A 17,553-nucleotide genomic window follows, 5' to 3' on the forward strand; every position below is an offset into this window, starting at 1 on the left:
ATGCGAATTCACGTTGTAATGCGTAATAAAGAAACCGGCGAAGAATATTTAACATCTAAGAATCGTCGGAACAACCCAGATCGTCTGAAGCTGATGAAATATTCACCAAAGCTGAAGAAGCGCGTGTTGTTTGAAGAAAAGAAGAACTAGAGCAGCAAAAATAAATCCAAGCAACTGGTTACAATGCCAGCTGCTTGGATTTTTTTAGGATTTATTTAATTTTTCATATTCCATAAATTGATATAGCAACAGTTCCATAATCACAATCAGCGAAACATGCGATGTCATATCCACGCCGCTGACTTTTAACTCATCGGTGAATAAATACAGATTTTCATCACTCATGTTCTGAATCGTATTGTTATTGGCTCCGGTGACGGACACCAACATGGCATACTCTTTTTGACTCTGGAGGTTTTGGATGATTTGAATCAGCTCATCATCCTCACCCTCGTAATCAAAAACAAAGATTACGTCATCATGTTTCACATTTCGATAAGCTAATCGACGCTGCTCATGGTTCTTGGGAAAGATCACAATAAAGCCATTGAGGGTGTACAAATACTCAATATATTCTGCAGAATATTTACTGAAACCTTTGGCAAAAAAGTACAGTTTCGGCTGATGATCCAAAGCCTTACATATCTTCAATAATTTACGCTCATCCAATACCCGGACAGTCTCCTCAATGTTCTTGAGATACTCGTTGCGGTATTGCGTTTGTTCTTCAACAAATGGTTCCGCCTTGTCATCGTGTTGATCACTGTTCAACACGGTGTATTTGATGACGGTACTGAATTCGCTATAACCAGAGAAGCCAATTTTTCTGACGAAGCGCAAAAAGGTCGTCGTTGAAACATAGCAGGCGGCCGCAATTTCTCGAATACTCTTATTTTGAATCTGATCCATATTTTTGATGACATAATCGAGTAATCCGTATTCGTTTTTATTTAGTTTTTCAACGTAAGGTTTGATAATCTCAAAAAAGTTCATAAGAATCCCCTAATCCGGCACGCCAAGGACAATCGAGTGGATGTCCCCGCCACCAAGCAGTAATTCACGTGCATACACGGGTTCAATGGTTCTGTCTGGGAAAATGGCCTGATACTGACTAATTGCCGCCTCATCGTGTTCATCACCAAAGACTGGTAAAATCACGGCACCATTCGCTAAATAACAGTTGATATAAGTTGCCATCAACCGGTCGCCTTCATAACGTGGTAATCGCCCGTTAACTGGGTCAACGCCTTCACTTTCTGCTTTAGTGATGAGCAGTGGTTTTGGCATCTGAACTCGATAAATCTTTAAGTGACGCCCCTGCGCATCGGTTACTTTTTCTAATATCGCCAAAGCTTCATGACAGATTTCATACATCGGATCCGACTCATCTTCAGTCCAAGTGAGGGCCACTTCCCCAGGCCGGACAAAGTTAACCATGTTATCAACGTCGCCGTTGGTTTCATCCATAAAATAACCGCGTTCGAGCCAAATGATTTTAGTCACGTTCAGATATTTTTTAAAGATGGCTTCAACTGTGGCTTTTTCAATCTGGCCATTACGTCCCTCAGACAAAACCGATTCCTCGGTGGCAATCAAAGTCCCCTCGCCATCTGTCTGGTAAGCAGAGCCTTCCAAGACAAAGTCGACATCATAATGATCAATTCGATCCAGATCACTCACTTTTTCCGACACCAGGTTATCCTGATCCCAAGGGAAGTAGAGACCATCCACCAAACCGCCCCAAGCATTGAACTGCCAGCTGACTGATCGAACTCCGTTTTGTGGATTGACCAAATAAGTTGGTCCAACATCGCGCATCCATGAATCGTTATAACTCATTTCGACCACCCGAACTGCTTCCGGCATGGCATGAAGGGCATGCTCGTATTGCTTACGAGAGACCAGCATCGTTAAGGGTTCGTACTTGCTGATTTTGGCAGCCACTTCTGCGAATACCTTTTGAGCCGGTTTGGCCCCATCCCGCCAGTTGTCGGTGCGTTCCGGCCACATCATGTAGGCCTGCTGATGCCGGTGCCATTCGGGTGCCACACTGTATTGATCCTGTTGTGGAGTTGTGTTCTTTATTTTCATAATTCACCTCGATATTTTCTCGTTCAATAATAACATTTAATTAGTGTAAGCACTAACAACATTGCAACAACAGTTATTTAAAATAAAAACGAGGATCAAGCAAAATGAAATTTTCGCTCAAGCCTCGTCACATTTTCGTTATTTAACCGCTGCAGGAACAGCATGCTTCACAATCGTGGTGCCTTCATTGCCTTCGATAATCTGTTGAACATCTTCCAAATCACCGATGACAGCTGGGTTACCGGTATTGCGGACAAATGCGACCGCAGCTTGAACCTTAGGCATCATACTGCCTTTGGCGAACTCATTGGCATCGATGTGCTTTTGAATGTCGTCAATGCCGACTTCCTTTAATTCAACCTGATCAGGCTTGCCGTAGTTATAATAAACGCCACCGGCTGAAGTCAGGATAATCAATTTGTCAGCGTCGATTAATTGGGCAATCTTTGAAGCACTGAAATCTTTGTCGATAACGGCTTCTTTGCCAATCAAACGATTTCCTTTGCGGACAACCGGGATGCCACCGCCACCAGAAACAATTGGCACGATGCCGGCATCGACAACTTTCTTAATCGCCGCATATTCATTGATTTCCAAAGGTTTTGGTGATGGCACAACTCGTCGATAGCCACGACCTGAATCCTCGATGACGTCCCAATCCGGATGCATCGATTTAAGTTCGGGGAGATCAGCTTCCTTATAGAATGGGCCAATCGGCTTGGATGGATTTTCAAATGCCGGATCATTTTCATCGACAATCGTCTGGGTCACAATCGCCATGACATCTTTATCGATACCACTATCCAGGAGTTCTTCTTTCATGGCATTTTGGAACCAATAGCCGATGCTGCCTTGGGTCATCGCACCACACGTGTCGAGTGGCATTGCCGGGTTGGCTTCACTGTCGGCAGCATTTTGCTGAAGCAATAAGTTGCCGACTTGAGGGCCATTTCCATGGGTAATGATCAATTGATCACCATTCTTGATAAATTTAACTAACTCTTTGGCAGTCTTTTTAACTGCTTTCATTTGCGCTTCGGCTGAGGCGTCCTTTGAAAGGATCGCGTTTCCACCTACTGCAACAACAATTTTAGCCATTGAAAGTTCCTCCTATCTGCCAGCTGGCACTTGTTGGGTGATGCAGTGAATATTTCCGCCGCCAAGTAAAATTTCACGGGCAGGAACACCGACAATCTTTCGGTCAGGGTACAACCGTTGCAGAGTTTCTTCAGCTTTGGCATCGTTTGGATCACCAAATGTTGGGAAGACAATGCCGCCATTTGCGGTGTAGTAGTTCACATAACTGGCTGCCAGACGGTCGCCTTCCTTACGTGGTAAGGTCCCGTCAACTGCGTCAACGCCTTCACTTTCTTCTTTGGTGATTGTCACTGGTTTTGGTACATATAATTTTTCGACTTGAATCTTTCGACCGCGTGCGTCAGTCGCATTGCTTAAAATGTCATAGTTTTCTTTTGAAATTTCATATTGAGGATCGTTCTTGTCATCAGTCCAGGCCAGCGCAACCACACCAGGCTTCACAAAATTGGCGATATTATCAACGTGGCCGTTGGTTTCATCCAAATAGATCCCACGCTTGAGCCAGATAACTTTATCCAAATTGAGATATTCTTTGAGGACATTTTCAATCTGTTCTTTGGATAATTGTGAATTTCGACCCTCTGAAAGCAGGCATTCTTCGGTGGTGATTAAAGTGCCTTCGCCATCAACATGAATGGAGCCGCCTTCCAGAATGAAATCATCCAATCGATAACGGTCAGCATGTTCCAATTCAGTCACTTTTTGAGCAACCCGGTCATCTTTATCCCATGGGAAGTATAAACCATCTACCAGGCCACCCCATGCATTGAAAGTCCAGTCAACTCCGCGAAGGTCGCCATCGTCATTGGTGACAAATGTTGGCCCGCAGTCACGGATCCATGAATCATCGCTGGACATTTCAACAACTTCTACTTCGTCAGGCAACATGTGGCGGGCATTTGCATACTGGGCGTCAGAAACGCCAACGGTAACATGCTCGAATTGAGAAATCGCTTTCGCAACATTCACAAATGTGTGTTGGGCTGGTTTAGCGCCATTTCGCCAGTTATCTGGACGTTCTGGCCAGAGAATGTAGACACCCTTGTGATGTTCAAACTCGCCAGGCATCCTGTAACCGTCTTTTTTAGGTGATGATTGTAAAGTTTTCATCGTATTTTGCTCCTCTTGTGTGAATTAGTTCTTGCTTAAGATTTCTTCTGTGTGGTGACTGCTCGCTTTGGCCTTTTTCTTCAGCGGATGATCCTTTTCAGCAACTCTGATGCAGACCTCACCAAGTAATATTGTGATAATTGTTCCAATTAAAATTGGAATCTTAGTGTTCATTTCCTCGGCACTGCCATTGAGTGGGAATGCTGAAAGAATGGTCGTAATTGCCAGCAAAGCAACCGGAATCCAAGTCATTAAGTTAATCATCAAATGGTTACCGGGCACTTTGAATGGTCGCTCCGTATTAGGATCGCTCTTCCGCAGTTTCCAGAATGATGGGAACATCAGTAAGTATGAACCCAGCAAAGCAACGACGTTCAGTGAGAAGAATGCCCAGAAAACATTTTGATTAGGGATCAGTGGTGAAATGACAACCAAGATTGCAGCAATCCCGCCGTTAAGTAGGTTGGCGCCGGTTGGTAGGCCAGTCTTCTTGCTTTCGATACCAAAGATCTTTGGTAAATCATGATTTTTGGCCGCATATGAAGCAACGTAATTCACGCCGGCTGACCAGGAAATTAGGTTGGCAGCTAAAGTATACATGAATAACAACGCGATCAAAATAACGAACCAGTTGTTACCACCGATTAACAGTAAGATACTTTCCATCAAACCACTTGAAGTTGAAAGCTCACTGCTTGGAATTGCCACGCCCATGCCGAATGCGGCAAAGACATAGAAGACAGCGATCAAGATGCCACCCCAGATAATTGCTTGGGGAATTTGTTTCTTCGGATTAGGCATTTCACTGGCCATGGAAGTAACCACTTCAAAGCCCAAGAAGTTGAACAGAATCACTGAGATATAGCCCAGACTCTTAACATCCATTTGTGGCAACATCGTTTTCACAGTGAAGTTGCTTGCAACACCCTTGGTCATAGCGACATAGATTCCTAAAGCCCCTAAGCTGACCATAATGATTACTTTGGCAATGGCAGCTAAGTTCAGAATCCATTTACTGTCAGCGACTGGGTACGAAGAAATCAATGTGACGATTCCAATGAATACCAGCTGGATAAGGACGTTCGTCCAAGTCCCAAAATGAACTGGGAAGACTTGGCCAATCACCCCGGTAAACAAGACTGCCAGACTGGCCATCCAAATCGGAAAGTTAATCCAGTACAGCCAAGCAGCTCGACCACCCCATCGGCGACCAAAGGCTTTTCTGACCCAATCATAAATTCCGCCATCCCCATCATAGGTGGTTCCAAGCTCTGCAGAAATCAATCCGTAAGGCAGGAAGAAGAATATTAACAGAAGTGCCCACCAGAAGAACTGCGAAGGCCCAATTGCTGCCGCAGGTGCCACTGACTCAACAACCAGAACAACAACCACCGACATCAGCACGGCATCAAATAATCTAAATTTTTTCTCTTTTTGCATTTCTTTCACCTTCACAAACTATCGTTGCAACCCGATTAATGAGTGGTGTCGTCAACTAAGTTTAAGATCATCGATTTCAATTTAGGATCGTTGAGATCATCCAATTGTTTTTCGGTGTAGTTCATTCGTGGTGCCATCAAGTAAACCAGGAGTGCTCTCATAGCAGTCAAACGGTTTTCAGCTTCATCCCAGGCGATTGAATGTGGTGAGTCAATCACGCTGTCAGTGACTTCTTCACCACGGTTAGCTGGCAAGCAGTGCATGAACATTGTATGGCTGGTTCCCTTGCTCATCAGGTCATCGTTAACCTGGTACTTAGGATAGAAGATCTTCATTCTTTCGTCGTATGAAAGTGGTGCTTCGTACAAACCGTACCATACGTCAGTATAGACAAAGTCGGCATCTTTCATGGCTGCGTCAGCATCTTCAGTGATTTCAACGCTACCGCCGGATACTTCAGCGTTCTTCTTACCAATTTCCAAAGTTTCTGGCTTAATTTGGTAACCCTTTGGTCCGAATTGAACAAATTTCATTCCCATCTTTGAAGCGATGAACATCAATGAAACGCAAACCTGAGTGGCATCACCGACGAAGACAACCTTGCAGTCGCTTAACTTCTTGCCGGCTGGCAAATGTTCTGCCATGGTGATAATGTCGCCAATTTCTTGAGTTGGATGGTTGTAATCGCTCATACCGTTGAGAACTGGAACAGTGGCGGTTTCAGCCAACTTCTGAACAGTTGAGTGTTTTGCAACTCTGGCCATCAAGATATCAACTAAGCGTGAGAGAACAATGGCTGTGTCGCCAAGCGATTCGCTTTCAGCTGAACCTAAGTGAATCTGACCTGGTGCTAAATATTGAGCGTGGCCGCCAAGTTGCGTCATAGCTGTTTCAAATGATACTCGGGTTCGAGTAGATGACTCTTCGAAAATCATTCCTAATGTGCGGTGTGATAATAAGTCGGGATAGTTGCCATTCTTAATGTCGCGTTTGATTTGTAAGCCCAAGTTGATCAAGTATTGAATTTCGTCTCGTGTGTATGTGTTAGTATCGATAAAGTCTCGTTTCATAATTCGCATCTCCTAAAGTTTGTTTGTCGTTTGTTCCAAGAAATTCTCGAGTATTTCTTTACGTCTCTAAATATAAAGCATGTAAGCGCTAAAATAAATAGTTTGAGGCGTGATAGACCGCGTCAGAACAACGATGTACTTTGTTCCACCTTTGTTAACACGTTACACGATGTTGCTGTAAAAGCGTTTTACTTGGGTTTTGGACAAAAAAATCCTCAACTGAGTAAAATGGTTTACTCATAGTTGAGGAATTTGAAATCGATTATAAAAGATGTTTTAGTTTGAAACGTTGAATTTTGCCGCCGGCATTCATTGGTAAATGATCAACTTGGATGAATTGTCGTGGCACCTTGTAATGAGCGAGTTTCTGACGGCCAAAGTCAATCAAAGCTTGCGGTGACACTTTGCGGTGACTCACCACAAACGCCACTGGTGTCTGGCCCCACTCTGGGTTATCGATCCCCACCACGGCAATTTCGTCAACGTCTGGTCTGGTGAGATAGACAGCTTCAATTTCATCGGGAAAGACATTCTCCCCGCCAGAAATAATCATGTCGTCGATTCGACCATCAACGTATAGAAAATTTTCATCGTCAAAATGGCCAATATCGCCGGTACAATACCAGCCATCCGCTGTTTGCTTGTTAGCAAGTGCGGTTGGACGGTTCAGGTATCCTTTGGTTAATGCCGGCGTTTTGAGCAATATTTCATGATTCTTAGCGAGCTTCAGTTGGGTCAAGAAAAGCGGTTTGCCGACCGAGCCAATACGATTTTCGGCATCTTCGTAGTTTAGGGCCACAATTTGCGAGCAAGTTTCAGTCATCCCATATGATTGGACGACTGGGATTTGATACTTTTGACAGAGAGCTAAAGTTTGCCGATCGATTGGGCCGCCACCCAGCAGCATGCACCTAAAGTTGGCATTATATTGAATCCGATTTTTCTCTCGCAAGGCCAACAACTTTTTCAGCATGTACGGCACCACTGAGATTGTCGACACTGGCTCGGTTGTCAAAATCTGGTCAACGCGCGTTGGTTCAAAATGTGATACCAATCGAACTGTCATTCCATAAATGAGGCCACGCATCATAATCGAAAAACCACTGATGTGAAAAATCGGCACCGCGCAAAGCCATTCGTCTTGTGAGGTCAATCCAAGGTTTAAAGCGGAAGCCATTGCTGAAGCCAGGTGGTTGCCAAACGTCTGCATGACACCTTTCGGCTGCCCAGTGGTTCCAGAAGTATACATAATACTAGCGACATCATTCTTGTTAAATTCCGACACCAATGGATGCCCTTTTGCTTGAATTTTCCGGATTTCAGTAAACTTTATAAATCCATCATCAAAGCTGTCACGCCACAATGCGTCGTCAACCAAACAGACACTGGGTTTGCTATCATCCAGCTGGCGCTTAATTTCGTCATCACTCAAACGCCAGTTAATCCAGACAATTGTTCGCCCGGACCCAAGTATGGCCATGGCAAATAAATAGCCATCGAGTGAATTCTGAGTAAGAATGGCAACCCGTTCGCTATTCAAAGCACCAGCTTGATCCAATTGACTAGCCAGCGCTTCAGTCCGCTGGTTGAGTTCTAAGAAAGTCAACTGGGTCTGCCCATCATCAACTGCAATCCGATTTGGCGCTAATTCACCCTGCTTTAAAATCCAATTATCCAATTGCACTAACCTCTTTAAGGAAACTTAGGGAACTGATCGAAGTCGGGTTGCCGTTTTTCATTAAACGCATCCCGGCCCTCTTTACCTTCGTCAGTCGTATAAAACAGCATGGTCGCATCACCACCAAGTTGTTGCAAGCCTGCCAATCCATCGGTGTCTGCATTCATCGCTGCTTTGATAAATCGCAATGCGGTCGGTGATTTCTGCAGAATCTCATTACACCAATCAAGGGTTGCGGACTCAATTTCTGCTAGTGGAACAACTTTGTTAATCCAATTCATTTGAAAAGCTTCTTCTGCACTGTAAAAATGATTCAAGAACCAGACTTCTTTGGCGCGCTTATGACCAATTACCCGCGCCAAATAGCCAGAACCATATCCAGCATCAAAGCTGCCAACTTTCGGACCTGTTTGGCCAAATTGGGCATTGTCGGCAGCAATCGTCAAATCACAAACCAGCTGGAGAATATTACCACCACCAACTGACCAGCCTTTAACCATCGCAATCACCGGCTTAGGAATAATGCGAATCAGATGTTGCAGATCCAGCACATTCAAGCGGGCAATGTGATCCGGCCCAACGTAACCACCATTTCCACGAACACCTTGATCGCCGCCTGATGAAAACGCCTTGTCACCTGCACCAGTTAGAATTATTACGCCAATTGTGCTATCATCACGACAGATATTAAACGCGTCAATCATCTCTTGAATAGTGACCGGCGTGAACGCGTTCATCTTCTCCGGTCGATTCATGGTAATTTTAGCGATTTTATCTGCTCGTTCAAAAATAATCTCATTGTAGTCTTTAACAGACTGCCACTTAACTGAAGTCATAAGTTCCTATCCTTTCAAAAATGGAGTGTGAAAATTTTGTCTAATTTAATTGATTTACTTGGGATCCAAACTGTTTCCCTCAGCAAAACTAAAGTTATTATATCACTACAGGTAACCGATTCCGCCAAGCAACCATATGGGATTGTCCATGGCGGAATTAATTCAGTTCTAGCTGAAACCGCTGCTTCGATTGGGGCAAATCAGCTTGTGGATAATGATCATTATGCTGTTGGCGTCAACATCTCGACACAACATTTGATGCCGGTATCCAGTGGCAAGTTGGTTGCCACCGCAACGCCGCTTCACGGTGGAAATCGGATTCAAACATGGCAGGTAGAAATTGCTTCGACTAACATCCTCACTAGTACAAGTGTGGTAACACTTACGAGTCTGGAGAAGAAATCTTTGGATAATGTGTTATAGCATACAGAAAAGGGAACCCGTTGAATGGGTTCCCTTTTTTAGTGATCTTTTGCTTGCGTTATTACAATTTTAGTACATAATTTTTTGGGATTAGTCAATGAAAATGGGTGTGGAAAGTGTCTCGGATGTAAAGCCACAATCAAATCCGCGTTTTTACTGCTATATAGCAAAAACGTGCTCATCAAGCCAGCTTCTTCCGCTTTATCCAAACCAGTGTTTTCACTGTCATCTAGCGGAAACGTGCTTCGACAGCCCAGCCCCTAACGTATAAACAAGAATCCCGCATTGATGAACGTATTTTGTTCATTAATGCGGGATTCTTGTTTATACACCGGGTCTAAGCGGGCTTTGTCGCACTCTTCATTTTTCCATCCATAATCTCATACACCTTGTCCGCATATTCCAGCAGCCGAGTATCATGGGTGACCACCACAACTGCCTTGTTTCTGGTTTCTGCCAGCTCCTTAAACAATTTACCGACTTCCATAACCTTTTCACTATCCAAGGCCGCTGTCGGTTCATCGGCCAAGACAATGTCTGGGTTGGCATACAATGCCCTGGCAATCGCTACTCGCTGTGTTTGGCCGCCTGACAGTTCACCTGGGAATTTGTCGACTAGTTCAGATATCCCCAGTTGCTTCAACAGATCAGCCAACTCAGGTTTGTTCAAAGTCCCTTGTTTCTTAATTTTATCAACGAATTCAAATTGTTCTCTGACCTTTAAATATGGCACCAAGTTATACGATTGAAGCACAAAGCCAACTTGGTTCAATCTCAATTTATCACGTTGCGCTTTAGACAATTTTTCCACCGGTTTACCTTCAACTTCGACTGACCCAGACGTTGGTGTCTGCAGGCCGCCGGCAATTGTTAAGAAGGTACTCTTACCGGATCCAGATGGCCCAACAACTAAAATCAACTGACCGCGGTCGGCCGCAAAATTGATGTCCTGCAAGACATGGACCCGGCTAATTCCGGTACCAAAGTATTTATTAATATTCTTCAATTCAATAACTGACATGATTAACCTCCAATTACACTAACAGGGTCGACGGTTGCAATCTTTTGGGCTGGAATGGCTGCACCAATCACTCCCATAATCATCAAACCGAGTGAAATCCAGAGAAGAACTGGAATGTTGAACGCCATCGGGACACCAACCGGCAACAGCCATCCGGTCATCGCCGCTAATGCGCCACCGATAATCACACCCGAGGCCATCAAAATTAATGACTGATTGGTGATGGTAGAAACTAGTGCCCGAGCTGGAATTCCCTGAGCCCGCAAAACAGCGTACGTTGGTAATGCTTGCATCGTCAAAATGTACAAGAACACCGCAATCAAAACTAACGAAATAATCATTAAGAACCCAATCATGAAGCCAAAGGTAGTATTCTCAGCTGAATATCCAGGAAGCTTGGAGATGAACTTATTCATTGAATAGGTCTTCAAATGTGAACTATGAGCGTTGTATTTAGCGTTCTTCGAAACAATCGCGCTGCCGGAAACCGGTGCGTTGGGCATCCCCCGTAAATATTTCCAAGTTGTCATGGTCCCATATGCAACAGGCGCCACGTTCAATTTGGCATTCTTGGTGAAGCCGACAATCTCGTATTTATCTTTGAATGAATTCAAAGTCACTTTATCACCTAGCTTATAGCCATCCGTTTTAAATTTCTCGTCAACCACGATTTGGTGATTGGTGCGAGCTTTATGACCGGATGTCAATTTCAGATCTTTAATGATAAATTGTGACTTCCGCGCACCGATAAACGATGCTGAAATCTTTTCTTTACCCTTATGTTTGGCAACAACTAGTGTGGAGCCAATCACCGCCTCTTTGGAGGATAACTTGGCATCCTTAGCCTGATCTTTGGTGATCAAGGACTGCGTCAAACTAATATTGGAATCCTTGTTCAAGACGATGCTCTTCGCGTCCCAAGAATTAATGGCCTGAGTGTTTTCCCCAGCCAGTCCAAATGCCAAACTGGTTAAAATAAAAATTAAGTATGCGATCAGGGCAACCATTGAGATGATCAGTCCGTATCGCAATTTTTCGTGTCGAATTTCTTTTAGTGCTAAATACATTATGCGTTCCCCTTTCCTGCTAGCAAGTTCAATGCATCCGATAACTTACTCATAACTTCCCGCTGCGTGTCTGGATTAACAATGATTTGCTTGATAGCCTCGTGGCTTAAAATCATCGTTGCCCACTCTGGTGCAGTCACTGTCTTGGGATCCACGCTTCCCTGTGAAATCAGCGACTCATTTTTCATCAAATGCATTTTAATCAGTCCAAAATATTGGCTGTCGCGGGCACCTTCAACGAATGCATCCACTTGATCCAGATAAAACTGCGGTTCAAACGCGCCACCGGTTTCATTGTTAATCTCACTATGAATATCTCTCATCGCAACGCCATACAAATATTTGTAGGCATCGGTCAAATCATCAAAATACTTATAAAAAGCACCGCGGGCAATTCCTGCTGTTTTCACAATTGGAGCGACTTGTGCGGTAGCCAACGGTTCTTCAGAAAATTCTTTCAATAAAGCTTGCCGGATTTTGGTCTGCTTCTCATCGGTTAAGTTAGTAAATGTTGTCGATACCATATTTATTCTCCTTGTATGACACTGTGTCATTAATCTATGAATCGAGTATAGTCCATAAGTGACACCGTGTCAACAATAGAGCTTAAAAGAACCGCATAACAGCCGTGTAAGGCCATTTGCGGTTCCGATTATTGCTTAATAACGAGTAGTTGATCTCAAAAGTTCTGGATTTCTGTTCGACAACAGCATTGCATGACCAGTCGAATCAAAAATCATGCTTTCAAACTCACGGTGTGAATTGAAGCGAGTGTACTTGATGTCACTTGGACGCAAGCTGCCGCGACCATTCAATTTACGTGCCGGAAGAGTCTGAATGGAATCGTCAGAAACCAAGTACAACCGACCATTATGAGGGTTATAACCCATGGCCTGTTGATGGGTTCCAGTTTGCTTTCTCAGCATCTGTTTTGCCAAACGAACGTGGATTGAACGGCTACCCAACTTACCTTTGTAAATCTTGACATGACCACCAGAAATTCCCCACCAGTATGCGTTACCGGAATTATCAAATGTCAGATCATGTCCGGCAGGTACCATCGCACCCCGATTATTCATGTGGAACTTGATTGCCCTATTAGGCTTCAATGATGACATACTGATCCGTTGAATGGTTGACCAGGCAGTCGGCTTCATGTCGGCTCGATCACGCCACATCCAGATTGAGTGCTGTTTCTTATTGTATGCCAATGATTGACCATGACCAACATTGAACATTGGTCCGACCTTCATACCAGCGGTACTCTTGTTCAAAGACGATTGGGCTTTGCTGAAGCTCATATGGTCAAGGGTGCTCTTGTTATAACGAACAACAAAGCCTTTGCCATGAAATTGATGTGGTGCATAAAGCACGAACAGGTATTTCCCAGCGAGTGCTGATGCTTGAGGATTAGTGAGATCCCGGCTGGATTTACCCAGTGCAGCATGGGTCGTTGGCAATAGGTACTTGGTCTTTAACGTCCACTTAGTGCCGCGAATACTCTTAATGGTTTCGCTGCCGCTTGGATTCTTGGACCAGCCATAACTACCTGCCTTCACAAATTGAACCTTGCTATTATTTAGCAAACGCAAGCTTGAGCCAGAATACTGGCTGATTGCGTTGCTATGCTGAACGATCGTTGCAGCATCAACCGTCCCCACAAACGATGTACTCAACAATACTGCTGTTGCAATTCCCACAGATAACTTACCAAATTTCATAATACCCCTCCAGATACTTCATTTGATATATTGATATAACATTATTGTACAACTTAATTTCGAAAAATAAATACTAAATATTTAATATGACCGATCAGCTTGCAATACCTCTGGACAGTGATTGACCAGCAGGTTGCCGCGAGATGAACCATCATACGCGATTCCCTCAAATTCACGTTTGGGGCCAAACTGTGTCCACTCAAAACTATGGTTGGTTAGGTGACCATGCCCGTCCAATCGCTTAGCTGGAAAACTAGCAATCGAGGCATCCGACATCATCAATAACCGTTTGCGAATTGGGTTATAGCCCATACTTTGAATTCTGGTTCCCGGTAAATGCTTTAGGACTTGATGCGTCAACCGAAAATGAACTGAGTGCGCGTGAATCTTTCCTTTGAAGATATAGGCACCCCAACCTGGAAATGACCAGAAGTAGGCGTTGCCGTATTTATCAAAGGTTAAATCATGGCCACCAGGGACTGACGTGCCATGACTGGAAAGTCGGAAACGAATTGCATGATCCGGCCGTAAAGTCGACGCCTTGATATGTTGAATGTATCCCCAGTTGCTGACGGGAACCCTTGGTGCCTTTTCCTTGTCACGCCACATGTACAAGCCGTGATTCTTCCAATTATATGCTAAAGATTGACCGTGGCCGGTGGTAAACATTGGGCCAACTTTGATGTAAGTATGAATCTTCTTCTGTGTCTTGGAATATTTGCCATGGTGCTTATGATAGGCATCCCGCAATTCTTTTGGATGCAAACGAATTCCCATCGCGTCCAGCTTCTTGATGTTAAACCGGACAATTCTGCCACGATTATGTAAGTTGGTTGGGCAATAAACGATGTACATATAACTTTTCCCGTTCATGGCAATCGATTGTGGGTTGCCCCAACGTTGGCCATCTTTACCAGGCAGCGGCAAAATGTAACGGGTGTGGAATTTGACTTTTTTACCTCGTTCCGAAGCAATTTCGTGTTCGATCCCAGTGTGGGCGACATGATAGTACTTTTTAGGCACTTTGACGTAGTGAACTTTTGAATTATTCAAATTCCGTAGACTACCTTTGTGCAGTGCCGATGAACGTTGATAATAAACATGATATTTGGCGTGGGCATCAATAGGTGCTTTAGCGACGACAAATAATGTCAAAAAAAGGACAAAGCAAATAAATGTCTTAATGAACCTCATACAATTCCCCCTCAGAAATTAATGATTCTTAAGATTTCGTAAAGTTCCGATACATTCAATATTAGCCTTTTGGTTAACAAAAGTAAATGGTTTTTATGTATAAAAGGTAATGATTAAAAAAACAAACCAGATCCCGGTAAGATTGGTTTTGAAACAGCCAATGTTTGCCAGAATCCGATTTGTTTGAGTACGTTAAAAAATGATACCCATACTGAATATTTTCTGAATCAGATTACTCCGATGACGACAACGAATCCAACATATCAATATTCTTTAACTTATAATGCGTGATGACACCGACCACCAAGCTGAAGCAGGCCGTCAGTACTGCCGACCAGATATACCCTGGATAATGCACCGTCAGTGGGAACAGGATCGCCCCTGTCTGGGCTTTGATCATGATGAAATGATGGAGTATCAGCCCAATAAACCAGCCAAAGACAATTCCGGCAAGCGTCAACACCACATTTTCTCGAGCAACGTACGCTGTCACTTCATTGTCATAAAACCCGAGCACTTTGATCGTCGAGAGTTCCCGCATTCGTTCGGAAATGTTGACATTGGTGAGGTTGTACAAGACTACCAGACCCAGAGCAGCAGACAACGCGATGAAGATCAGAACAACGGAGCTCAGACCAACTGTCCCCAGCGAGCTGCTGGCGTACCTTGGATAGGTCACATTAAGAACCCCTGATTGTTTCAGCAGATTTCTACTAGTCTGGTGACGGTGGCTGGCAGATTCACTCTTGAGCTTGAGAAGCCGTGACGTCGGTGCGTATTTAGTTGTTGAGACTTGATTGAAGTATTTAGACGTCAAATACATATAGTGGCCGGCATAGTTCTTAGTAACGCCGGCAACTCGGACCTTAAGCAATTTATTACCAAGCTTGGCAGACAATTTTGTTCCCTTTTTGGCATGCATATCAGTGGCCAGCTTCTCGGTAATGATCACCCCTGAGTTGGTCAGTTTTTGTGCTTTGCCAGTCTTGGCACTGGTCAGTGAAACGTATTTGCTAAAATGAGCAGTTGATTTCGGCGCAACCATTGTAACCGTCGCGTTTCGTTTAGTCCCTTTAGTTGGGGAAACGGTAATCGATTGGACCATCGCTGACTTTTGAGCGCTAATATTTTTGTCATGAACCTGTTTACCCGAATCAGACAAAGTCACGATTCCCTGGTAGTGCTGAACTTGGTTAAATTGGTCAGGAATCAAATCGTTGACTGAATCTCGAATCCCAAATCCCGCCAGCATCAACCCGGTACATCCCGCAATCCCGACAATCGTCATGATCATCCGAGTTTTGTATCGGAAGAGATTCCGGTAGCTGACTTTTTGGTTGAAATTCATGCGGTTCCATAGGGGTTTGATCCGTTCCATGAGAATTCGCTTGCCGGCTTTTGGTGCCCGCTCACGCATCAACTCGGTTGGTTTTTCGCGCAGATTAATGATCAGTACAACCGTCGCACTTCCCAGAGTGGCAACGAGGCCGGCGATGATCGCTTCAACAATAAATGCCCATGGAATCACGCCTGCATACTGGGTCAGATTATTGTTACTGAGCATGCTAAAGATGAACTTCGGCAGCGTCATGGTCCCCAGAATGCCACCGGCAATTGAGCCTAGTACACCCGCCAAGACTGAATAAATCACGTATTTCATCGAAATAAACCCTTTGGTATATCCGAGGGCCCGCATCAAACCGATTTCCCGTCGGTTCTTCTCAATCATTCGAGAAATTGTCGTAAACGTGATCAAAACGGCAATGAACAGGAAGAATCCTGGGAAGATCACCGCGATGGCCGCGATACTCTTGGACTCGTCAAAATAGTCCTGGTAACCGACGTTAGCAGTTCGATCATTGTACAAATATGTAGCCCGGGGAGTCTTTTGGAGCTGTGTTTTGGCCGCTTGAAGTTTGGCAATGCCTGCATCAAGCTTCTTGGCAGCAGCTTTTGTGGTCGCAGACTGGTATTGACTCGGTACAGATTGGAGTTGCTTGGCTTGTTTTTGAAGTTTGGTCAGTTGTTGATTGACCTTAGTAAGCTCTGGTCCAATCAATTCGGCCCGCCGCTGCTCCGGTCTTGCATTCAATCGGTTTTCCAGTTGGGCCTGATCATGATTGACCTGCTTGTTATATTGACTCGTGCCAGCAATTAAATCAGCGGTGTTGTTGAATCGCACTGCCAGCGTTGCATACGCTTTTTGATTGAATACCTGTTGAGGTGTATAGGCAAAATAGTCCACCTCGCCACTCCCGACGTTGGTGGTGCCGCGATCGGTTGAACTGACGAATAACGGTGAATTCACAAAGCCGACAATTTTGAACGATTGCCCTTTTAAGCCATCCGTTTTAGGCAAGGTATATGTTTGCCCAAGTTTGTAGCCATCTGACTTGGCCTTTGCGTCCAGGACAATCTGGTTTGCCTTAGTTGGAAGCTTTCCTGAGACAACTTTTAACTTGTTCAATTTAGCTGCCTTTGAATAGGAATAGACTTGGACAACCTGGTTCTGCGACTTCTTCACAGTAACCATATGGCTTGGCTCGACAGTTTGGATATTTTTGTCATGACGCACCAAATTCAAGTCCTTATTGGTCAGTCCCAAAGTGGACGTCACATTCAGGTCGCCGAGATTCTGCTGGGCAAAGTATTTGTCGGCAGAGTTGTCCAAATCAGGTCCAGTCGCCCGAATACCCACATAGAGCAATGAGCCCAGCAGGATGATCAGGACAATCGAAATAAACTTACCCCAAGAGTAAGTTATTTCGCGAATCGTTGCTTTGAAATAGGTAGAATTCAACTTT

At 44.4% G+C, this 17,553-nt stretch carries 16 protein-coding genes; 2 read left to right on the forward strand and 14 right to left on the reverse strand.

Features of this window, described 5'->3' with window-relative positions; all coding sequences use genetic code 11:
• Positions 1-150: a 50S ribosomal protein L33 gene (rpmG, locus tag FD05_RS05370; protein WP_020280623.1), complete on the forward strand. Its 150-nt coding sequence runs from the start codon at positions 1-3 to the stop codon at positions 148-150.
• Positions 151-204: 54 nt separating this feature from the next.
• Here rpmG and FD05_RS05375 read toward each other — a convergent pair whose 3' ends face one another.
• The 8 genes from FD05_RS05375 to menB all read right to left on the reverse strand — a co-directional run bounded on the left by FD05_RS05375 (position 205) and on the right by menB (position 9,323).
• On the reverse strand, positions 205-993 hold the full coding sequence (locus FD05_RS05375) for a MurR/RpiR family transcriptional regulator (RefSeq protein ID WP_020280622.1): 789 nt from the start codon (positions 991-993) through the stop codon (positions 205-207).
• Between the two features lie 9 nt (positions 994-1,002).
• The gene (gene aguA / locus FD05_RS05380) at positions 1,003-2,091 is read right to left on the reverse strand and encodes an agmatine deiminase (RefSeq protein ID WP_039932554.1); all 1,089 of its coding nucleotides are present in this window, start codon (positions 2,089-2,091) and stop codon (positions 1,003-1,005) included.
• Between the two features lie 138 nt (positions 2,092-2,229).
• A complete protein-coding gene (arcC, locus tag FD05_RS05385) occupies positions 2,230-3,189 on the reverse strand; it encodes a carbamate kinase (protein ID WP_020280620.1) in 960 nt (319 codons plus the stop codon).
• Positions 3,190-3,201: 12 nt separating this feature from the next.
• Positions 3,202-4,299, reverse strand: a complete 1,098-nt coding sequence (gene aguA / locus FD05_RS05390) for an agmatine deiminase (protein ID WP_020280619.1) — start codon at positions 4,297-4,299, stop codon at positions 3,202-3,204.
• 24 nt (positions 4,300-4,323) lie between these two features.
• Positions 4,324-5,739: an APC family permease gene (locus FD05_RS05395; protein WP_020280618.1), complete on the reverse strand. Its 1,416-nt coding sequence runs from the start codon at positions 5,737-5,739 to the stop codon at positions 4,324-4,326.
• Positions 5,740-5,774: 35 nt separating this feature from the next.
• Entirely contained in the window at positions 5,775-6,809 is a 1,035-nt protein-coding gene (ptcA, locus tag FD05_RS05400) for a putrescine carbamoyltransferase (RefSeq protein WP_020280617.1), read from the reverse strand.
• 262 nt (positions 6,810-7,071) lie between these two features.
• Complete coding sequence (locus tag FD05_RS05405; RefSeq protein WP_191980516.1) at positions 7,072-8,487, reverse strand: o-succinylbenzoate--CoA ligase; 1,416 nt, start codon at positions 8,485-8,487, stop codon at positions 7,072-7,074.
• Positions 8,488-8,501: 14 nt separating this feature from the next.
• A complete protein-coding gene (gene menB / locus FD05_RS05410; protein WP_020280615.1) occupies positions 8,502-9,323 on the reverse strand; it encodes a 1,4-dihydroxy-2-naphthoyl-CoA synthase in 822 nt (273 codons plus the stop codon).
• A gap of 36 nt (positions 9,324-9,359) precedes the next feature.
• Here menB and FD05_RS05415 point away from each other — a divergent pair, with 36 nt between their 5' ends.
• Complete coding sequence (locus tag FD05_RS05415) at positions 9,360-9,746, forward strand: PaaI family thioesterase (RefSeq protein WP_020280614.1); 387 nt, start codon at positions 9,360-9,362, stop codon at positions 9,744-9,746.
• A gap of 337 nt (positions 9,747-10,083) precedes the next feature.
• Here the strand turns inward: FD05_RS05415 and FD05_RS05420 are convergent, their stop codons facing one another.
• The 6 genes from FD05_RS05420 to FD05_RS05445 all read right to left on the reverse strand — a co-directional run bounded on the left by FD05_RS05420 (position 10,084) and on the right by FD05_RS05445 (position 17,549).
• On the reverse strand, positions 10,084-10,767 hold the full coding sequence (locus FD05_RS05420; RefSeq protein WP_020280613.1) for an ABC transporter ATP-binding protein: 684 nt from the start codon (positions 10,765-10,767) through the stop codon (positions 10,084-10,086).
• A gap of 2 nt (positions 10,768-10,769) precedes the next feature.
• Positions 10,770-11,834, reverse strand: a complete 1,065-nt coding sequence (locus FD05_RS05425) for an ABC transporter permease (RefSeq protein ID WP_020280612.1) — start codon at positions 11,832-11,834, stop codon at positions 10,770-10,772.
• Positions 11,834-12,358 (reverse strand): TetR/AcrR family transcriptional regulator, encoded by a 525-nt coding sequence (locus FD05_RS05430; protein ID WP_020280611.1) that lies wholly within the window; start codon positions 12,356-12,358, stop codon positions 11,834-11,836. Before FD05_RS05430 ends, FD05_RS05425 begins: the two co-directional genes overlap by 1 nt.
• A gap of 135 nt (positions 12,359-12,493) precedes the next feature.
• The gene (locus FD05_RS05435) at positions 12,494-13,555 is read right to left on the reverse strand and encodes a hypothetical protein (protein ID WP_020280610.1); all 1,062 of its coding nucleotides are present in this window, start codon (positions 13,553-13,555) and stop codon (positions 12,494-12,496) included.
• 81 nt (positions 13,556-13,636) lie between these two features.
• Positions 13,637-14,749, reverse strand: a complete 1,113-nt coding sequence (locus tag FD05_RS05440; protein ID WP_020280609.1) for a hypothetical protein — start codon at positions 14,747-14,749, stop codon at positions 13,637-13,639.
• A 232-nt stretch (positions 14,750-14,981) separates the two neighbouring features.
• On the reverse strand, positions 14,982-17,549 hold the full coding sequence (locus tag FD05_RS05445) for an FtsX-like permease family protein (RefSeq protein ID WP_039932552.1): 2,568 nt from the start codon (positions 17,547-17,549) through the stop codon (positions 14,982-14,984).
• Between the last annotated feature and the right edge of the window lie 4 nt (positions 17,550-17,553).

Origin of the sequence: Lentilactobacillus otakiensis DSM 19908 = JCM 15040 (assembly GCF_001434145.1) — a bacterium.
GTDB lineage: Bacteria > Bacillota > Bacilli > Lactobacillales > Lactobacillaceae > Lentilactobacillus > Lentilactobacillus otakiensis.

Bases quoted from the DNA above. Each gene is read 5' to 3' on its own strand.
- rpmG (WP_020280623.1), top strand. From the start codon at position 1: ATGCGAATTCACGTTGTAATGCGTAATAAAGAAACCGGCGAAGAATAT.
- FD05_RS05375 (WP_020280622.1), bottom strand. From the start codon at position 993: ATGAACTTTTTTGAGATTATCAAACCTTACGTTGAAAAACTAAATAAA.
- aguA (WP_039932554.1), bottom strand. From the start codon at position 2,091: ATGAAAATAAAGAACACAACTCCACAACAGGATCAATACAGTGTGGCA.
- arcC (WP_020280620.1), bottom strand. From the start codon at position 3,189: ATGGCTAAAATTGTTGTTGCAGTAGGTGGAAACGCGATCCTTTCAAAG.
- aguA (WP_020280619.1), bottom strand. From the start codon at position 4,299: ATGAAAACTTTACAATCATCACCTAAAAAAGACGGTTACAGGATGCCT.
- FD05_RS05395 (WP_020280618.1), bottom strand. From the start codon at position 5,739: ATGCAAAAAGAGAAAAAATTTAGATTATTTGATGCCGTGCTGATGTCG.
- ptcA (WP_020280617.1), bottom strand. From the start codon at position 6,809: ATGAAACGAGACTTTATCGATACTAACACATACACACGAGACGAAATT.
- menB (WP_020280615.1), bottom strand. From the start codon at position 9,323: ATGACTTCAGTTAAGTGGCAGTCTGTTAAAGACTACAATGAGATTATT.
- FD05_RS05420 (WP_020280613.1), bottom strand. From the start codon at position 10,767: ATGTCAGTTATTGAATTGAAGAATATTAATAAATACTTTGGTACCGGA.
- FD05_RS05425 (WP_020280612.1), bottom strand. From the start codon at position 11,834: ATGTATTTAGCACTAAAAGAAATTCGACACGAAAAATTGCGATACGGA.
- FD05_RS05430 (WP_020280611.1), bottom strand. From the start codon at position 12,358: ATGGTATCGACAACATTTACTAACTTAACCGATGAGAAGCAGACCAAA.
- FD05_RS05435 (WP_020280610.1), bottom strand. From the start codon at position 13,555: ATGAAATTTGGTAAGTTATCTGTGGGAATTGCAACAGCAGTATTGTTG.
- FD05_RS05440 (WP_020280609.1), bottom strand. From the start codon at position 14,749: ATGAGGTTCATTAAGACATTTATTTGCTTTGTCCTTTTTTTGACATTA.